Origin of the sequence: Streptomyces decoyicus, from assembly GCF_019880305.1 — a bacterium.
In the GTDB taxonomy this organism is placed as follows: Bacteria; Actinomycetota; Actinomycetes; order Streptomycetales; family Streptomycetaceae; genus Streptomyces; species Streptomyces decoyicus.
This window is the reverse complement of the sequence record NZ_CP082301.1, coordinates 6349455-6367653: the sequence shown is the minus strand read 5'-3', so window position 1 is coordinate 6367653 and position 18199 is coordinate 6349455. Positions and strand designations below refer to the sequence as shown.

The window sequence follows — 18199 nt, the reverse complement described above, 5'->3', positions numbered from 1 at the left end:
CATGATTCCGCTGTCATTTGCCCAACGCCGCCTGTGGTTCCTCCAGCAGTTCGAGGGCCCCAGCGCCACCTACAACCTGCCGATGCTGCTGCGGCTGACCGGCGAACTGGACGTCGACGCGCTGCGCGCGGCGATAGGTGACGTGGTCGGGCGCCACGAGAGCCTGCGCACGGTCTTCCCGGAGACCGACGGCAGCCCCTTCCAGCAGGTGCTGGCCGCCGATGCGGCACAGCCGGTCTTCGAGGTCGTGAAGAGTGCCCCCGAGAGCCTGGAGGAGTCGCTGCGGAAGGCGGCCGACCACGCCTTCGACCTGACGACGGAGACACCGCTGCGGACCTGGCTGTTCGAGGTGGGCCCGCGCTCGCACGTCCTGCTGCTGCTCGTCCACCATGTGGCGGCCGACGGCGGCTCGCTGGCTCCGCTGAGCCGCGACCTGTCGGTGGCGTACACCGCCCGGTGCGGGGGCGGGGCACCGCAGTGGGAGCCGCTGCCGGTGCAGTACGCCGACTACACGCTGTGGCAGCGCGAGGTGCTCGGGGACGAGGACGACCCGGACAGTCTGATCTCCGAGCAGGTCGGTTTCTGGCAGGAGGCGCTGGCGGGTCTGCCGGACCAGTTGGAGCTGCCCACCGACCGGCCCCGCCCGGCCGTGGCCGGCTACCGGGGCGACAGCGTCGGACTGTCCTGGGGCGCCGGGCTCCATGCGGGGCTGGTCCGGCTGGCGCGCGAGCACCAGTCCAGTGTGTTCATGGTCGTACAGGCGGCGCTGGCGACGCTGCTGACCCGGCTCGGCGCGGGCACCGACATCCCCATCGGCTCACCGATCGCCGGACGCACCGATGACGCGCTGGAGGACCTGGTCGGGTTCTTCGTCAACACCCTCGTCCTGCGCACCGACACCTCCGGCGATCCCACCTTCGCCGAGCTGCTGGCCCGCGTACGGGATACCAACCTGGCGGCCTATGCCCACCAGGACGTCCCCTTCGAGCGGCTCGTGGAGATCGTCAACCCGGCCCGCTCGCTGGCGCGGCACCCGTTGTTCCAGGTCATGCTGGTGCTCCAGAACAACGCGAAGGCCGAACTGGAACTGCCGGGACTCCGGGTCGACTTCGACGGAGTCGACATCGCTGTGGCGAAGTTCGACCTCTCCTTCGACCTGGAGGAGCGCCTCGGTGCGGGGGGCGTCCCCGAGGGGATCGACGTCGATGTCGAGTTCGCCACGGAGCTGTTCGACCGGGAGACGGTCGAAACGGTGGTGACCCGTCTGGAGCGGGTGCTGCGCGCCGTCGTGGCCGATGCGTCGCGGCCGGTCGGGGAGCTGGAGGTGCTCGCCGGCCAGGAGCGTGAAACGCTGCTCGCCGGCTGGAACGACTCGGCGCGCGAAGTGCCGGCGGCGACGCTGCCGGAGCTGTTCGAGGCCCGTGCCGCGCGGACTCCGGATGCCGCCGCGGTGCTCGGCGCGGACGCGGCGTTGTCGTATGCGGAGCTGAACGCGCGGGCCAACCGGCTCGCCCGGTATCTGCTCACCCGCGGAGTCGGGCCGGAGAGCTTTGTGGCGGTGGCGCTGCCCCGCTCGACGGAGCTGGTGGTCGCCCTGCTGGCCGTGGCCAAGACCGGTGCGGCCTACCTGCCCGTCGACCCGGACTACCCGGCCGACCGGATCGACTACATCTTCTCGGACGCGCGGCCCGTCTGTGTGCTCGCCGACGGGAGCACCGCGGCGAAGCTGCCCGTGGACGCCGGTGCGCTGGTGGTCGTCGACGGCGCCGCGCACCGTACCGCGCTCGCCGCCCTGCCGGCCGGCGACCTGACGGCGCAGGAGCGGCCCGGCGGCCTCTCCCCGGAGAATCCGGCGTACGTCATCTACACCTCCGGTTCGACGGGCCGCCCGAAGGGTGTGGTGGTCTCGGCCGGCAACCTGCGGAACTTCCTCTCGGCGATGGACGAGTGTGTCGCGCCGAAGCCCACGGACCGGCTGCTCGCGGTCACCACGGTGGCGTTCGACATCGCGGGGCTGGAGCTGTATCTGCCGCTGGTCTCCGGGGCCGCGGTGGTGCTCGCCGACTCCGCGCAGGTGCGGGACGCGGCGCTCCTCGCCGAGCTGGTGGAGTCGGCCGGAGTGACCGTCATGCAGGCCACTCCCTCGCTCTGGCAGAGTCTGGTCCTGGAGCGTCCGGAAGCTCTGCGCGGACTGCGCATGCTCGTCGGCGGCGAGGCGCTGCCCACCCCGCTGGCGCACCGGATGGCGGAGCTGGGCGCGAGCGTCACCAATCTGTACGGCCCCACGGAGACGACCATCTGGTCGGCGGCCGCGGAGGTGCACGCCGACGGCGCGCCGCCCATCGGACGGCCGATCGGCAACACGCAGGTCTATGTCCTGGACGCCGGGCTGCGACCGGTGCCGGCCGGGGTGCCGGGTGAGCTCTACATCGCCGGCCACGGTGTGGCGCGCGGCTACCGTGGGCGGCCCGACCTGACGGCGGAGCGCTTCGTGGCGAATCCGTACGGGGCGCCGGGCGCGCGGATGTACCGCACCGGCGACCTGGCGAAGTGGCGCGCGGACGGCCGGCTGGAGTTCGTCGGCCGGGTCGACCACCAGGTGAAGGTCCGGGGCTTCCGGATCGAGTTGGGCGAGATCGAGGCCGCCGTCGCGGCGCAGCCGGCCGTCGGCCAGGTCGCGGCGATGGTGCGCGAGGACCGGCCGGGCGACCAGCGCATCGTGGCCTATGTGGTGCCGGCCGCTGACGGTGCGGCGCCGGACCCGGCGCACCTGCTGAGGGCCGCGGCACGGACGCTGCCGGAGTACATGCTGCCCTCCGCGTTCGTGGTGCTGGACGCCTTCCCGCTGACGCCCAACGGCAAGCTCGACCGCCGGGCCCTCCCGGCGCCGGACTTCGCGGAGCCGGGCGCCCTCCAGGAGCCGCGCGATGCGCGGGAGGAGATCCTGTGCGGTCTCTTCGCGGAGGTTCTGGGCCTGGAGCGGGTCGGGATCGACGACTCCTTCTTCGCGCTGGGCGGGCACTCCCTGCTCGCGACGCGGATGGTCAGCCGGGTCCGTACCGTCTTCGGTGTCGAGCTGGCGGTGCGGGACCTGTTCGAGGTCCCGACGGTGGCCGGGCTGGCCGGTCGGCTCGACGGCGCGGGGGACGCGCGCGCCGCGCTGCTGCCGGTGGAGCGGCCCGAGCGGGTGCCGCTGTCGTTCGCGCAGCGACGGCTGTGGTTCCTGCACCAGCTGGAGGGGCCGAGCGCGACCTACAACGTGCCGCTGGTGCTGCGGCTGACCGGCGCGCTGGACGTCGAGGCGCTGCGCGGGGCGATGGCGGACGTGGCCGGGCGGCACGAGTCCCTGCGTACCGTCTTCCCGGACGTCGACGGCACGCCGTACCAGCTGGTGCTGGCGGGCGATGCCGCCCGCCCGGTGGTCGAGGTCGTGCAGAGCGACCCGGGCCGGGTGGACGGGCAGCTGGCCGAGGCGGCGCGTCACGCCTTCGAGCTGACGGCCGAGGTCCCGCTGCGGGCCTGGGTGTTCACCACGGCAGCCGACGAGCACGCCCTGCTGATCCTGATGCACCACATCGCCAGCGACGGGGCTTCGCTCGCGCCGCTGATCGACGACCTGTCGCTGGCGTACACGGCGCGGTGTGCGGGCACGGCGCCCGGCTGGGCTCCGCTGCCGGTGCAGTATGCGGACTACACCCTGTGGCAGCGTGCCGCACTGGGGGACGAGGACGACCCGCAGAGCGTGATCTCCGGTCAGATCGACTTCTGGCAGCGGACGCTCGCCGGGCTCCCGGACCAGCTGGAGCTGCCCACCGACCGGCCCCGCCCGGCGGTGGCCGGATACCGCGGTGACGCCGCCGAGTTCACCTGGGACGCGGAGCTGCACGAGGGAGTCGCACGGCTGGCCCGGGAACACGGGTCGAGTGTGTTCATGGTGCTCCAGGCGGGTCTGGCCGCGCTGCTGACCCGGCTGGGCGCGGGCACGGACATCCCGATCGGCACCCCGGTCGCCGGGCGCACGGACGACGCGCTGGAGAAGCTGGTCGGCTTCTTCGTCAACACCCTCGTCCTGCGGACCGACACCTCCGGCGATCCCACCTTCGCCGAGTTGGTGCACCGCGTACGGGAGACGGACCTGGCGGCCTACGCGCACCAGGACGTGCCCTTCGAGCGGCTGGTGGAGGTCGTCAACCCCGTACGGTCGACGGCGCATCACCCCCTGTTCCAGGTGATGCTGGTGCTGCAGAACACCGACGAGGCCACGATCGAACTGCCGGGCCTACAGGCCGGTATGGAGGACGTGGGCACGGGCACCGCGAAGATCGACCTGGCCTTCAATGTGGAGGAACTCCGCACCGACGAGCGGGCGTTCGCGGGGCTTGCGGGAACGGTGGAGTTCGCCACCGACCTCTTCGACCGGCCCAGTGCCCAGCAGCTCACCGCCCGTCTGGAACGACTCCTGCGCGCAGCCGTCGCGGACGCCTCCCGGCCCCTCACGCACCTGGCCGTGCTCTCCGACCAGGAACGCCACCAGATCCTCGTCGAGTGGAACGACACCGCACACCCCGTATCCGCCGCCACCCTGCCCGAGCTCTTCCAGGCACAAGCGGCGCGGACCCCCCACCTGCCGGCCGTCGAACACGGCACGACCGTCCTGACCTACGCCGAACTCAACACCCACGCCAACCGGCTGGCGCACCACCTCCTCACCCACGGCGTCGGACCCGAAAACGTCGTCGCCCTCGCCCTCCCCCGCTCCACCGACCTCGTCACCGCCATCCTCGCCGTCCTCAAGACCGGCGCCGCCTACCTCCCCATCGACCCCGACTACCCCGCCGACCGCGTCCGTTACATGCTGGAGGACGCCGAGCCCGTCGCCGTGCTGACGGGCAACGCGACCCTCGATCGGCTGCCGCGGACCCCGGTTCCCGTCCTGACCGTGGAGGACGCGGACGGCGGCGTGGAGCACGACCCCACGGACGCCGACCGGGTCACGCCGCTGCTGCCGGCCCACCCCGCCTACGTCATCTACACCTCCGGTTCCACCGGACGCCCCAAGGGCGTGGTCGTCGCGCACAGCGGCATGGCCGGCTTCGCCGCCGACAAGATCGAGCGCTGCGGGGTCGAAGAGGGCAGCCGGGTATCGCAGTTCGCGTCCCCCAGTTTCGACGCCTCGGTGCTCGAACTGTGGCTGGCGCTGCTGTCCGGCGCCTGCCTGGTGATTCCGCCGGCCGGTCCGTTCGCCGGTGAAGCGCTGGCCCGGGTACTGGAGGAGCTGCGGATCAACCACGCGCCGATGGCGGCGGCGGCGCTGGCGAGCATGCCGGCGCGTGCGCTGCCCGAGCTGCGTTCGCTGGCCGTGGGCGGTGATGCCTTCACCGGTGAGGTCGTCGGCCGGTGGGCGCCGGGCCGGCGGATGTTCAACGGGTACGGCCCGACCGAGGCGACGGTGTGGGTGACCTCCAGCGACGTGCTGAGCGAGCCCGTCGCCCCGCCGATCGGCCGGCCGGTCCGCAACACCCAGGTGTATGTGCTGGATTCCGCGCTGTGCCCGACGCCGGTGGGGGTGCCGGGCGAGCTGTATCTCGCGGGCAGCCAGCTGGCCCGCGGATATCTGCGCCGGCCGGAGCTGACCGCCGGGCGCTTCGTCGCCGATCCCTTCGGGGCGGCGGGCCGGCGGATGTACCGCACCGGCGACCTGGTCAAGTGGCGTGCCGACGGTGAGCTGGAGTTCCTGGGCCGGGTCGACCGCCAGGTCAAGATCCGCGGATTCCGTATCGAGCTGGGCGAGATCGAGAACGTCCTCGCCGCGCACCCCGCCGTCGGGCAGGCAGCCGTCATCGTGCGGGAGGACCGACCCGGGGACAAGCGGGTCGTCGCCTATGTCGTGGCGGACGAGGACGGCAGCGGGGTGGACGTCGGGGAGCTGCGGGCACATCTGTCCGGGCAACTGCCCGACTACATGATGCCCGCGGCCTTGACCGTGCTGGACACGCTGCCCCTGACGGCCAACAGCAAGCTGGACGTCCGGGCGCTGCCGGCCCCGGACTTCGCGGCGGTGGCGGGTTTCGAGCCGCCGCGCACCCCGCGGGAGGAGACGCTGTGCGCGGTCTTCGCGGAGGTGCTGAACCTGCCGCGGGTCGGGGTCACCAGCAGCTTCTTCGAGCTGGGCGGCGACAGCATCCTGTCCATCCAGCTCATCTCGCGGGCACGTAAGGAAGGCATCGCGCTCACCGCGCGGGAGATCTTCCAGCACCAGACCGTGGAGGCGCTGGCGGCGCTCACGGCCGGGCTGCCGGCCACGGCCGCGGCCACGGACCCCGACGCCGGGGTCGGCGCCCTGCCGCCGACGCCGATCATGCACTGGCTGCGGGAGCTCGACGCGCCGGTGGACGGCTTCAACCAGTCCATGATGCTCCAGGTCCCGGCGGACCTGGGCGAGCAGCGGCTGACCGCGGCCGTACAGGCACTGCTCGACCACCATGACGCCCTGCGGCTGCGGGTGAACGGGGCACCGGCACAGGACGCCGCGTCCGGCGCGCCGGGCTGGAGCCCCGAGGTCATGCCCCGGGGCAAGGTGGCGGCCGAGGACTGTGTACGCCGGGTCGGCGCGGACGGTCTGCACGGCGACCGCCTCGCCGCGCTGATGGCCGCGGAAGGCGACCGCGCCGTGGCACGGCTCGCGCCGCGCGAGGGCGCCATGGTGCAGGTGGTGTGGTTCGACCGGGGGTCCGGCGAACCGGGCCGGCTGCTGTTGGTGCTGCACCACCTGGTGGTCGACGGGGTGTCCTGGCGCATCCTGCTGCCCGATCTGGTCGCCGCCTGGGAGGCGGTGGCGGCCGGCCGGCAGCCGGCGCCGGAACCCGCCGGGACCTCGCTGCGCGAGTGGTCGCGGCAGTTGACGACGGCGGCGCAGCACCCGGACCGGCTCGCCGAACTGCCGGTGTGGAAGGAGATCCTCCGCACGGAGGAGCCCCTCATCGGCGGCAGAGAGCTGGACCCGGTCCGGGACCGGGGGGACACCACCCGCTCGCTGACCCTCACCCTGCCCTCCGAGGTCACCCACCCGCTGCTGACGAGTGTGCCGGGCGCGTTCCACGCCGGGGTCAACGACATCCTGCTCAGCGGCCTCGCACTGGCCGTCCTCGAATGGCGTCGCCGCTGGGGCGGTACGGGCAGCCAGGTGCTGGTCGATCTTGAGGGGCACGGCCGGGAGGAGATCCTTCCGGGCACCGACCTGACCCGCACGGTCGGCTGGTTCACCAGCATGTACCCGGTCCGCCTCGACCCCGGGGAGTACGACCGGTCCGATGTCTGGGCCGGCGGCTCCGGCATGGGCCGGACGGTCAAAAGGATCAAGGAACAGCTGCGGGCCTTCCCCGACAACGGAATGGGCTTCGGCATGCTCCGCCACCTCCACCCCGAGACGGCCCGGGAGCTGTCGGGCCTCGCGGCACCGCAGATCGGCTTCAACTATCTGGGACGGTTCGCCGCCTCCGAGGAAGCCGCCGCCCAGGACTGGGACATGGCGCCGGACGCGACCCTGCCGTCCGGTCACGACCCGCGGATGCCCGTGACCCACGCCCTGGTCATCAACGCGGTGACCGAGGACCACGCCGACGGCCCGCGGCTCTCCGGCACATGGAACTGGCCCGAGGGTCTGCTGACCGAGCAGGACGTGCGCGACCTCGCCGAGAGCTGGTTCACGGCTCTGACGGCACTGGTGGCCCACTGCGAAGACCAGGGCGCCGGCGGACACACACCGTCCGACCTGTCCCTGGGGTCGCTGAGCCAGGACGAAATCGACGAACTCGAAGCCGAATTGGAAATGCCGTGAAGACTCAGTCCGCACTCGAGGACGTCCTGCCGCTGGCCCCGCTGCAGGAGGGGTTCCTGTTCCACGCGCTGTACGACGGGCAGGCACCCGACATCTACAACGTGCAGCTCGTCCTCCGGATCGAGGGGGCCGTGGACACCGCCGTGCTGCGGAAGTCCGTGGGCACGCTGCTCACCCGGCACGCCAACCTGCGGGCGGGCTTCCGCACCCGCAAGAACGGCCAGCCGATCCAGGTCATCCACCGTCACGTACCGGTCCCGCTGGCGGAGATCGAGCTCACCGCGACGGAGGAGACCGAGCGCGAGGCGGAGCTGGAACGGTGGCTCGCCGCCGACCGCGCGGAGCGCTTCGACCTGGCCAGGCCGCCGCTGCTGCGGCTGACCCTCGTACGCCTCGGTGACCAGCGGTACTGCCTGGCCCTGACCAGCCATCACATTCTCCTCGACGGCTGGTCCACACCGCTCCTGCTGGACGAGCTGTTCACGCTCTACGCACAGCAGGGCAGCCCCGCGGGCCTGCCCAGGCTCACGCCCTACCGCGACTACCTGGGATGGCTCGGGAAGCAGGACCTGGGCCGGGCCGAACGAGCCTGGCAGCAGGCCTTGTCGGGCCTGGAAGGGCCGACGCGGGTGGCGGACACCGCGGAGCGGTCACCGGCACTGCCCGAGCGCGTCACGCGCGAGCTGTCCGAGGAGTTCACGGCCGAGCTGACCGCCGCGGCCCGCGGCCGCCGGCTGACGATGAACAGCGTGCTACAAGGCGCCTGGGCGGTGGTGCTCGCCCAGCTGACCGGGCGGAACGACGTGGTGTTCGGCACGACGGTCTCCACCCGGCCGGCCGAACTCCCCGGTTCCGAGGCGATGATCGGGCTGTTCATCAACACCATCCCGGTACGCGCCCGACTGGCCCAGGAGCGGTCCTTCCTGGAGAACCTGGCCCGGTTCCAGGAGGAGCAGAGCGCGCTGCTGCCCCACCAGTACCTCGGCCTCGGCCGGATCCAGCAGCTCGCCGGAGCAGGTGAACTCTTCGACACCACGACGGTGTTCGAGAACTATCCGGTCGGTGCCGGCGACGACGAGACGCCCGTGGCGGGGCTCCGGCTGACGGAGGCCGACGGCCGCGACGCGACGCACTATGCCCTGAACCTGGTCGGCGACCAGCTCGGCGGCCGGCTGACCCTGCGACTCGACTACCGCGCCGACCTGTTCGGCCGGGAGACGGCGGAAGCCGTCGTGGCCCGGGTCCACCGGCTGCTCGAGTCGGTCGTCACCGAACCCGACGTTCCGCTGGGCCGGATCGATCTGACCGGCCCCGGGGAGCGTGCCCGTCTCGGCGCCTGGAACGACACGGCGCACGAGGTACCCGCGACGACGCCGCTGGCCCTGTTCGAGGCGCAGTGTGCCCGTACGCCCCAGGCCACCGCGGTGGTGTGCGAGGAGACCGCCCTCACCTACGCGGAGCTGAACGAGCGGGCCAACCGTCTCGCCCAGCTGCTGATCGCTCGTGGTGCCCGCCCGGAGCAGCTCGTGGCACTGGCCCTGCCCCGCTCCGCGGACATGATCGTGGCGCTGTTCGGCGTGCTGAAGAGCGGGGCGGCCTATCTGCCCCTGGACCCCGGCCACCCCAAGGACCGGATCTCCTTCACCCTCGCCGACGCCGCCCCGGCCATGGTGATCACGGCCACCGAGTCGGCCGCCGCGACAGCCGGCGCCGGCATCCCGCAGCTGGTGCTGGACGCCGCCGATATCCAAGAGGCGCTCGCCGCGCAGCCGGCCACCGCGCCGGCCGGCCCCGGGGTCCTGCCCTCCCACCCCGCGTACGCCATCTACACGTCGGGGTCCACCGGCACCCCGAAGGGCGTCCTGGTCGAGCACGGCGCCCTCGTCAACCACATGTCCTGGATGGCCGGCGCGTTCCCGCTCGGCGCGCAGGACACCGTCCTGGCCCGCACCGCGCTCACCTTCGACGCGTCGGTCTGGGAGATCTGGCTCCCGCTGCTCACCGGCGCCACGCTCTGCGTCGCGCCCGAGTCCCTCACCCGGGAACCGGAGCGGCTGCTCGCGTACATCCGGCAACACGGCGTCACCGTGGCCCAGTTCGTGCCCTCCCTGCTGGCCGTCGTGGCCGGCGCGGTCCGTGACGACGAAGCGCTGCCGCTGCAACGGATCTTCGTCGGCGGCGAGCCCCTCGCACCTGCCCTGGCGGCGCGGACGGCCGAGTCCTGGGGGGTGAGCGTGACCAACCTCTACGGGCCGACCGAGTCGACCGTGCAGATCACCACCCACACCTTCGACCCTGCCGCGGATACGGGCGTGGTACCGGTCGGCCGCCCCGTCTGGAACACGCGTATCCATGTCCTGGACGCCGCTCTGAAGCCGGTACCGGTGGGCGTGCCGGGCGAGTTGTATGTCGCGGGCGACCAGCTGGCACGGGGTTATCTGGGCCGTACGGACCTGACGGCCGGGCGGTTCGTCGCCGATCCCTTCGGGGCGCCGGGGACCCGTATGTACCGTACGGGCGACGTGGTGAAGCGCCGCGCGGACGGGCTGCTGGAGTTCGCCGGCCGCGCCGACGACCAGGTGAAGATCCGTGGCCTGCGCATCGAGCCGGGCGAGATCGAAGCCGTGGTCGGCAGCCATCCCCTGGTACGGCAGGCGGCAGTTGTCGTCCGCGAGGACCGGCCCGGTGACCAGCGGATCGTGGCCTATGTCGTCCCGGCCGAAGACACCGGCACGGCACCCACCGGCCTGCGCGAACACGCCGCACAGACACTGCCGGACTACATGGTCCCCGCGGCCTTCGTTCTCCTCGACGCGTTGCCCCTGACGCCGAACGGCAAGCTGGACCGGCGTGCTCTTCCGGCTCCCGACCTCGTGTCCACCACCGCCTCCCGGCGCCCGCGCGACCCCCGGGAGGAGATCCTGTGCGGTCTCTTCGCCGAGGTCCTGGGCGTGGACCGGGTCGGGGCCGAGGACAACTTCTTCGACCTCGGCGGACACTCGCTCCTCGCCATGCGTCTGATCAGCCGGGTCCGTACCGTACTGGGAGTGGAGCCCGCGGTCCGGGACCTTTTCGAGACCCCGACCGCGGCCGGGCTGGCCGGCCGGCTGGACCATGTGGCCGGGGCACGTGCGGCGTTGGTGCCGGTGGAGCGGCCCGAGCGGGTGCCGCTGTCGTACGCGCAGCGACGGCTGTGGTTCCTCCACCAGTTGGAGGGACCGAGCGCGACGTACAACGTGCCGATGCCGCTACGGCTGACCGGCGAACTGGACGTCAAGGCACTGCGCGAGGCGATCCATGACCTCACCGACCGGCACGAGAGCCTGCGCACCGTCTTCCCCCACACCGACGGTGCCCCCTACCAGCACGTCCTGCACGGCGACGCCGCCCGGCCGGTCATCGACATCGTCCCCGTCGACGAAGCCGACCTGAACACCGCCGTCGACCAGGCCAGCACCCACACCTTCGACCTGACCAAGGACGTGCCGCTGCGCGCCTGGGTCTTCACCCTCGCGCACGACGAACACCTCGTCCTCCTCCTCGCCCACCACATCGTCAGCGACGGCGCCTCCCTGGCCCCCCTCGCCCACGACCTGTCCACCGCCTACACCGCCCGCTGCGACGGCGCCACCCCGCACTGGGCCCCACTGCCGGTCCAATACGCCGACTACACCCTCTGGCAGCGCGAAGTCCTCGGCGACGAGAGCGACCCGGACAGCGTCCTCTCCCGGCAGATCGCCTACTGGCGCAGCACTCTGGCAGGACTCCCCGAGCAGCTGGAGCTCCCCGCCGACCGGCCGCGGCCCGCGGTGGCCAGCCACCAGGGCGACAGCGTCGAGATGGAGCTGGACGCCGAGGTGCACCGGGGCATGGTGCGGCTCGCACGCGAACATCAGGTCAGTGTCTTCATGGTCGTCCAGGCCGGCATCGCCGCACTGCTGACCCGACTCGGCGCCGGCACCGACATCCCCATCGGCTCGCCCATCGCCGGACGCACCGACGACGCGCTGGAGGATCTGGTCGGGTTCTTCGTCAACACGCTGGTGCTGCGCACCGACACCTCCGGCGACCCCACCTTCGCCGAACTCCTGGGGCGGGTGCGGGAAGCGGACCTGGCGGCCTACGCCCACCAGGACGTGCCCTTCGAGCGGCTCGTGGAGATCGTCAATCCCACCCGCTCCCTGGCGCACCACCCCCTCTTCCAGGTGATATTGACCTTCCAGAACAGCAGTGACCTCGAACTCGATCTGGCGGGGCTGGCGGTCCGGGAGCACGCTCTGGACGCGGCGTCGGCCAAGTTCGACCTGTCGTTCGCGCTTGAGGAGCAGCTGGACAGCCGCGGTGTGCCCTCGGGCATGCGGGGATCGGTGGAGTTCGCGACCGACCTCTTCGACCGGCAGACCGCCGAGAGCATCGCGGCGTGGCTGGAACGCCTGCTGCGCAACGCGGTCGAGGACGCCTCACGCCCCATCGGAGAGGTCGACGTCCTCTCCGCGCAGGAACGTGAGCTGCTGCTCCACGGCTGGAACAACACCGCGCGCAACGTTCCCGACGCCACCCTCGCCGAACTCTTCGAGGCCCAGGTGGCCCGTACCCCGGACGCGCCCGCCCTGGAGCACGAGGGCACCCAGCTCACCTACAGCGAGCTGAACGCCCGCGCCAACCAGCTCGCACATCACCTCATCAGCAGAAACGTCGGCCCCGAGCAGATCGTCGCCCTCGCCCTGCCCCGCACGATCGACGTCGTCGTGGCGATCCTCGCCGTCGCCAAAACCGGCGCCGCCTACCTCCCCGTCGACCCCGACTACCCCGCCGACCGCATCGCCTACCTCTTCAGCGACGCCCGGCCCACCCTGCTCATCACCGACAAGGACACCGCCGCCGGCCTGCCGGAGACGGGCGTCACCACGCTGACCACCGATCAGCTCCACACAGCCGGTCTCCCCGTCACCGATCCCACCAATGCTGACCGGTTGGATGAGGCGAAGACCTCGCATCCTGTCTTCGTCATCTACACGTCTGGCTCCACAGGGCGGCCCAAGGGTGTCGTCGTCGAGCACCGCTCGCTGAACCTCTACCTCCGCTGGGCCCACGCCGCCTACCCCGCCATGAGCGGACGGACTCTCGTCCACTCGCCGGTCTCCTTCGACCTCACCGTCACCGGCCTCCTCGGACCCCTCACCCTCGGCGGCTGCGCGCATCTGGTCGAGTTGGACGAAGGCACCGCCCCGGACCTTGACCAGGCGCCGACCTTCGTCAAGGCCACACCCTCACACCTGAGCCTGCTCAAGAACCTGCCCCCGCACCTCTCACCCACCCAGCAGCTCGTCCTCGGTGGTGAAGCCCTCCTCGGCGAAGCCCTCGACGAGTGGCGCCGCGACCACCCCGGCACCACCGTCATCAACGAATACGGCCCCACCGAAACCACCGTCGGCTGCACCCAGTACCGCATCGAACCCGGCCAGCCCGCCCCCACCGGCACCATCACCATCGGACACCCGATCTGGAACACCCAGATCCACATCCTCGACGCCCACCTCCAGCCCGTACCCCCCAACGTCACCGGCGAGCTCTACATCGCCGGCGACCTCCTCGCCCGCGGATACCTCCACCGCCCCGACCTCACCGCCACCCGCTTCACCGCCAACCCCCACGGCACCCCCGGCACCCGCATGTACCGCACCGGCGACCTCGCCCGCCGACGCCCCGACGGACAACTCGAATTCGCCGGACGCATCGACACCCAAGTCAAAGTCCGCGGCTACCGCATCGAACTCGGCGAAATCGAAGCCACCCTCACCCACCACCCCCACGTGCGACAGACAGCCGTCATCGTCCGCGAAGACCAGCCCGGCGACCAACGCATCGTCGCCTACGTCGTTCCCGCGGAGGGCGCTGATACGGCAACCGTCGACCTGCGCGAACACGCCGCGCAGACCCTGCCGGACTACATGGTCCCCGCAGCCGTCGTCACGCTGGATGTGCTGCCCCTGACACCCAACGGAAAGCTGGACCACAAGGCCCTCCCCGCCCCCCAGTTCACCCCCACCACAACCACCCGAGGCCCCCGCAACACCCACGAAGAACTCCTCTGCCACGCCTTCGCCGAAACCCTCGGCGTGGACCGCGTCGGTATCGACGACAACTTCTTCGACCTCGGCGGCCACTCCCTCCTCGCCACCCGCCTCACCAGCCGCATCCGCACCACCCTCAACACCGAACTCACCGTCCGCGACCTCTTCGAAGCACCCACCGTCGCCACCCTCGCCACCCGCCTCCACCACACCACCGGAACACGGACCCCGCTCACCCCCAGGCCTCGCCCCGACCACATCCCGCTCTCCCCCGCTCAGCAACGCCTGTGGTTCCTCCACCAGTTGGAGGGGCCGAGCGCGACCTACAACGTGCCGCTGGTGCTTCGGCTGACCGGTGAACTCGACACCGCAGCACTCCGCGACGCCATCCACGACCTCACCGACCGGCACGAAACCCTGCGCACCGTCTTCCCCGAGTACGACGGAACGCCCTACCAGCAGGTCCTGCACGGCGATGCCGCCCGGCCGGCCATCGACATCGTCCCCACCGACGAAGACGACCTGGACGCCGCCGTCAGCCAGGCGGTCACCCACACCTTCGACCTGACCAGAGACGTGCCCCTGCGCGCCTGGGTGTTCACCACGGCGGCCGACCAGCACACCCTGCTGATCCTGGCCCACCACATCGCCGGCGACGGCTGGTCCATGGGCCCCCTCGCCCAGGATCTCGCCACCGCCTACGCGGCCCGCCGTGACGGCACCGCTCCGCAGTGGGCACCACTGCCCGTCCAGTACGCCGATTACGCGCTCTGGCAACGCGAAGTCCTCGGCGACGAGAGCGATCCACAGAGCCTCATCTCCCGCCAGATCGACTACTGGCGCACCACCCTCACCGCTCTCCCCGACCACCTCGAACTCCCCACCGACCGGCCCCGGCCCGCCATCGCCGGCCACCACGGCGCCGGCGTCCCCTTCGTCTGGGACACCGAGCTGCACCACGGCATCACCCGCCTGGCACGCGAACACCAAGCCAGCGTCTTCATGGTCGTCCAGACAGCACTGGCCACACTCCTGACCCGCCTCGGCGCAGGCACCGACATCCCCCTCGGCTCCCCCATCGCCGGACGCACCGACGACGCACTCGACAACCTCGTCGGCTTCTTCATCAACACCCTCGTCCTACGCACCGACACCTCCGGCAACCCCACCTTCGCCGAACTCCTCGCACGCGTACGAGAAACCGACCTCGCCGCCTACACCCACCAAGACGTCCCCTTCGAACGCCTCGTCGAACTCCTCAACCCCACCCGCTCCCTCGCACACAACCCCCTCTTCCAGGTTGTTCTGGGTCTTGAGTCGGCTTCCGACGGTGAGTTCGCCATGCGGGGGCTCTCCGCCGAAAGTGCGGGCGTCGATACCGGTGTGGCCAAGGTCGACCTGGCAGTCAACCTCCTGGAGGTCTTCGGTGAGGGTGGTGAGGCCGTCGGCATGCGGGGGGTGGTCGAGTTCGCGACCGACCTCTTCGACCGGGGGACCGCCGAGAACATCGCGGCACGGCTGGAACGCCTGCTGCGCAACGCCGTCGAGGACGCCTCACGCCCGATCGCGGAGCTGGACATCCTCTCCGTAGAGGAGCGTGAGCTGCTGCTCCACGGCTGGAACGACTCCGCACGCGACGTTCCCGAGGCCACCCTGCCCGAACTCTTCGAGGCCCAGGTGGCCCGTACCCCGGACGCGCCCGCCCTGGAGCACGAGGGGACCCGGCTCACCTACGCCGAGCTGAACACCCGCGCCAACCAGTTCGCCCATCACCTCATCGCCCAGGGCGCGGGGCCCGAAAAGTACGTTGCCGTCGCCCTCCCCCGCAGCATCGACTTCGTCGTGGCGATCCTCGCCATCGTCAAAGCGGGCGCTGCCTACGTACCCCTCGACCCGGACTACCCGGCCGACCGCCTCACCTACATGCTCGGCGACGCCCGGCCCACCCTGCTCGTCACCGACAAGAACACCGCGGCCGGTCTGCCCGACACCGACCTGACCACGGTCATCCTCGACACCGACAGCGACCTGACCAGCGTCGTCCTCGATACCGGCAGCGACACCGGCCGGCCCGCTACCAACCCGAACAACTCCCACCGCACCACACCGCTGCTCACCACCCACCCCGCCTACCTCATCTACACCTCCGGGTCCACCGGTCAGCCCAAGGGCGTCGTCGTCTCCCACAGAGGAGTGGCGAACCTGTCGGCGCATCAGACGGCCCGGCTGGGTGCGGGACCGGGGTGCCGGGTCTCCCAGCTGGTTTCTCCGAGCTTCGACGTGTCCGTGGCGGAGCTGTGCATGGGCCTGTTGTCCGGGGCCTGTCTGGTACTGCCCCCTCGCCCCCTCGCCGGGGAGGAGCTCGCGGAGTTCCTGGCGGAGCGGGAGATCACGCACGCGCACATGCCGGCGTCGATCCTGGTGGGCCTGCCCCGTCGGGAGCTGCCGTCGCTGGCGTCGCTGATGGTGGGGGCCGAGGCGTGCCCGCCGGATGTCACGGCGTTCTGGTCGGCGGGGCGGCGCATGGTCAACGCCTACGGTCCGACGGAGGCCACGGTGGACACCTGCTTCGCGGTCTGCGGCCCGGAGCAGGGGGCGGGCCCGACGCCGATCGGCCGGCCGGTGTTCAACACCCGGCTGTACGTCCTCGACTCCGCGCTCCAGCCGGTGCCGGCAGGAGTTCCCGGGGAGCTCTACCTCTCCGGTCCGGGGCTGGCCCGGGGCTACCTCGGCCGTCCGGAGCTGACCGCCACCCGCTTCGTCGCCGACCCGTTCAGCGCCGGTGGCGGTCGCATGTACCGCACCGGTGACCTCGTGCGCCGCCGCGCCGACGGACAGCTGGAGTTCATCGGCCGGGTCGACCACCAGGTCAAGGTCCGTGGCTTCCGCATCGAGCTCGGCGAGATCGAGAACGTCCTCGCCGCCCAGCCTGCCGCCGGGCAGGTCGCGGTGATCGTGCGGGAGGACCGGCCCGGCGACCGGCGCATCGTCGCCTACGTCGTGCCCGCCGGGGCGAACGGCGCCGAGCTGGAGGGGGCAGAGCTGCGCAGCCGGGTGGCCGAGGTGCTGCCGGAGTACATGGTGCCCTCCGCGTTCGTCACCCTGGACGCACTGCCCCTCACACCGAACGGCAAGCTCGACCGCACGGCGCTTCCCGCCCCGGAATTCAGCGGTGCCGCGGACGGCAGGGGTCCGCGCGACGCCCACGAGGAGAAGCTGTGCGCGATCTTCGCGGAGGTACTCGGCGCGGACCGGGTCGGGATCGACGACAACTTCTTCGACCTGGGCGGCCACTCCCTGCTCGCGACCCGGCTCACCGGCCGGATCCGTGGTGAGTTCGGCATCGAACTCACCGTGCGCGAGGTCTTCGGGGCGCCCACCGTCGCCGGCCTCGCCCGGCGGACCGGCGGGGGCGCCGGGGACGCGCGCCAGGACGACGGCCTGGGCGTGCTGCTGCCGCTGCGCGCGTCCGGGACCGGCACCCCGCTGTTCTGTGCGCACCCCTCCGTACCGCTGAGTTGGTGCTACACCGGCTTGTTGGGAGTGCTGGCCGCTGACACGCCCGTCTACGGGCTTCAGAGCCGTGGACTGGCCGGGGACGCTGCCCTCCCGGAGACCTTCGCGGAGATGGTCGAGGACTACACCGCGCAGATCCGGCGGGTCCAGCCGGCCGGCCCGTACCGCCTGCTGGGTTATTCCCTGGGCGGCAACATCGTGCACGCGATCGCCACCCGGCTCCAGGACCTGGGAGAGGAGGTGGAGCTGCTGGCCGTCCTCGACGCGTACCCCGGTGGTGACGTCGAGGCCGTACCGCTCGACGACGGGCAGGTGCTCGCCAGGTTCCATGCCGACCTGGGCCGGGGGAACGGCGAGGGGTACGACGAGGCGCGGCAGCGGGAGCAGGTGATCGACTCGCTGCGGGCCGGGCTGCCGGGGAACTTCACCGAAGAGCAGCTCGCCCGGATTCTCGACGCGATGATCAACGGTGTCGGCAACAACAGCCGTTATGAGCCCGGCACGTTCAAGGGTGACCTGCTGCTCTTCACCACGACGGTCGGCCGGGCGGACCCCGCCGCGATGCCGCAGGCGTGGAGCCGCGTGGTCGCCGGTGGTATCGAGAACCGCCGCATCGCCTGCCCGCACGATGATCTGCTGGAGGGGGAGCCGCTGCACGCGGTGGGCGCCGTCCTGTCCGAGCGGATGCGGGAACTGGACGCGCGCAGAACGCTCCTGACGGGTGACGACACGGTCTGAAACCCGGATACCGGCCCGGTCCGGGTGGCACGAC

2 protein-coding genes are annotated in these 18199 nt (G+C 71.6%); both read left to right on the top strand.

The window, feature by feature from the left end:
- The first annotated feature begins 1 nt into the window (after nt 1).
- The gene (locus K7C20_RS27960) at nt 2–7837 is read left to right on the top strand and encodes a non-ribosomal peptide synthetase (RefSeq protein WP_053208669.1); all 7836 of its coding nucleotides are present in this window, start codon (nt 2–4) and stop codon (nt 7835–7837) included.
- Nucleotides 7834–18165: a non-ribosomal peptide synthetase gene (locus tag K7C20_RS27955; protein WP_222892670.1), complete on the top strand. Its 10332-nt coding sequence runs from the start codon at nt 7834–7836 to the stop codon at nt 18163–18165. The genes K7C20_RS27960 and K7C20_RS27955 overlap by 4 nt, the downstream gene beginning before the upstream one ends.
- Nucleotides 18166–18199: the final 34 nt, after the last annotated feature.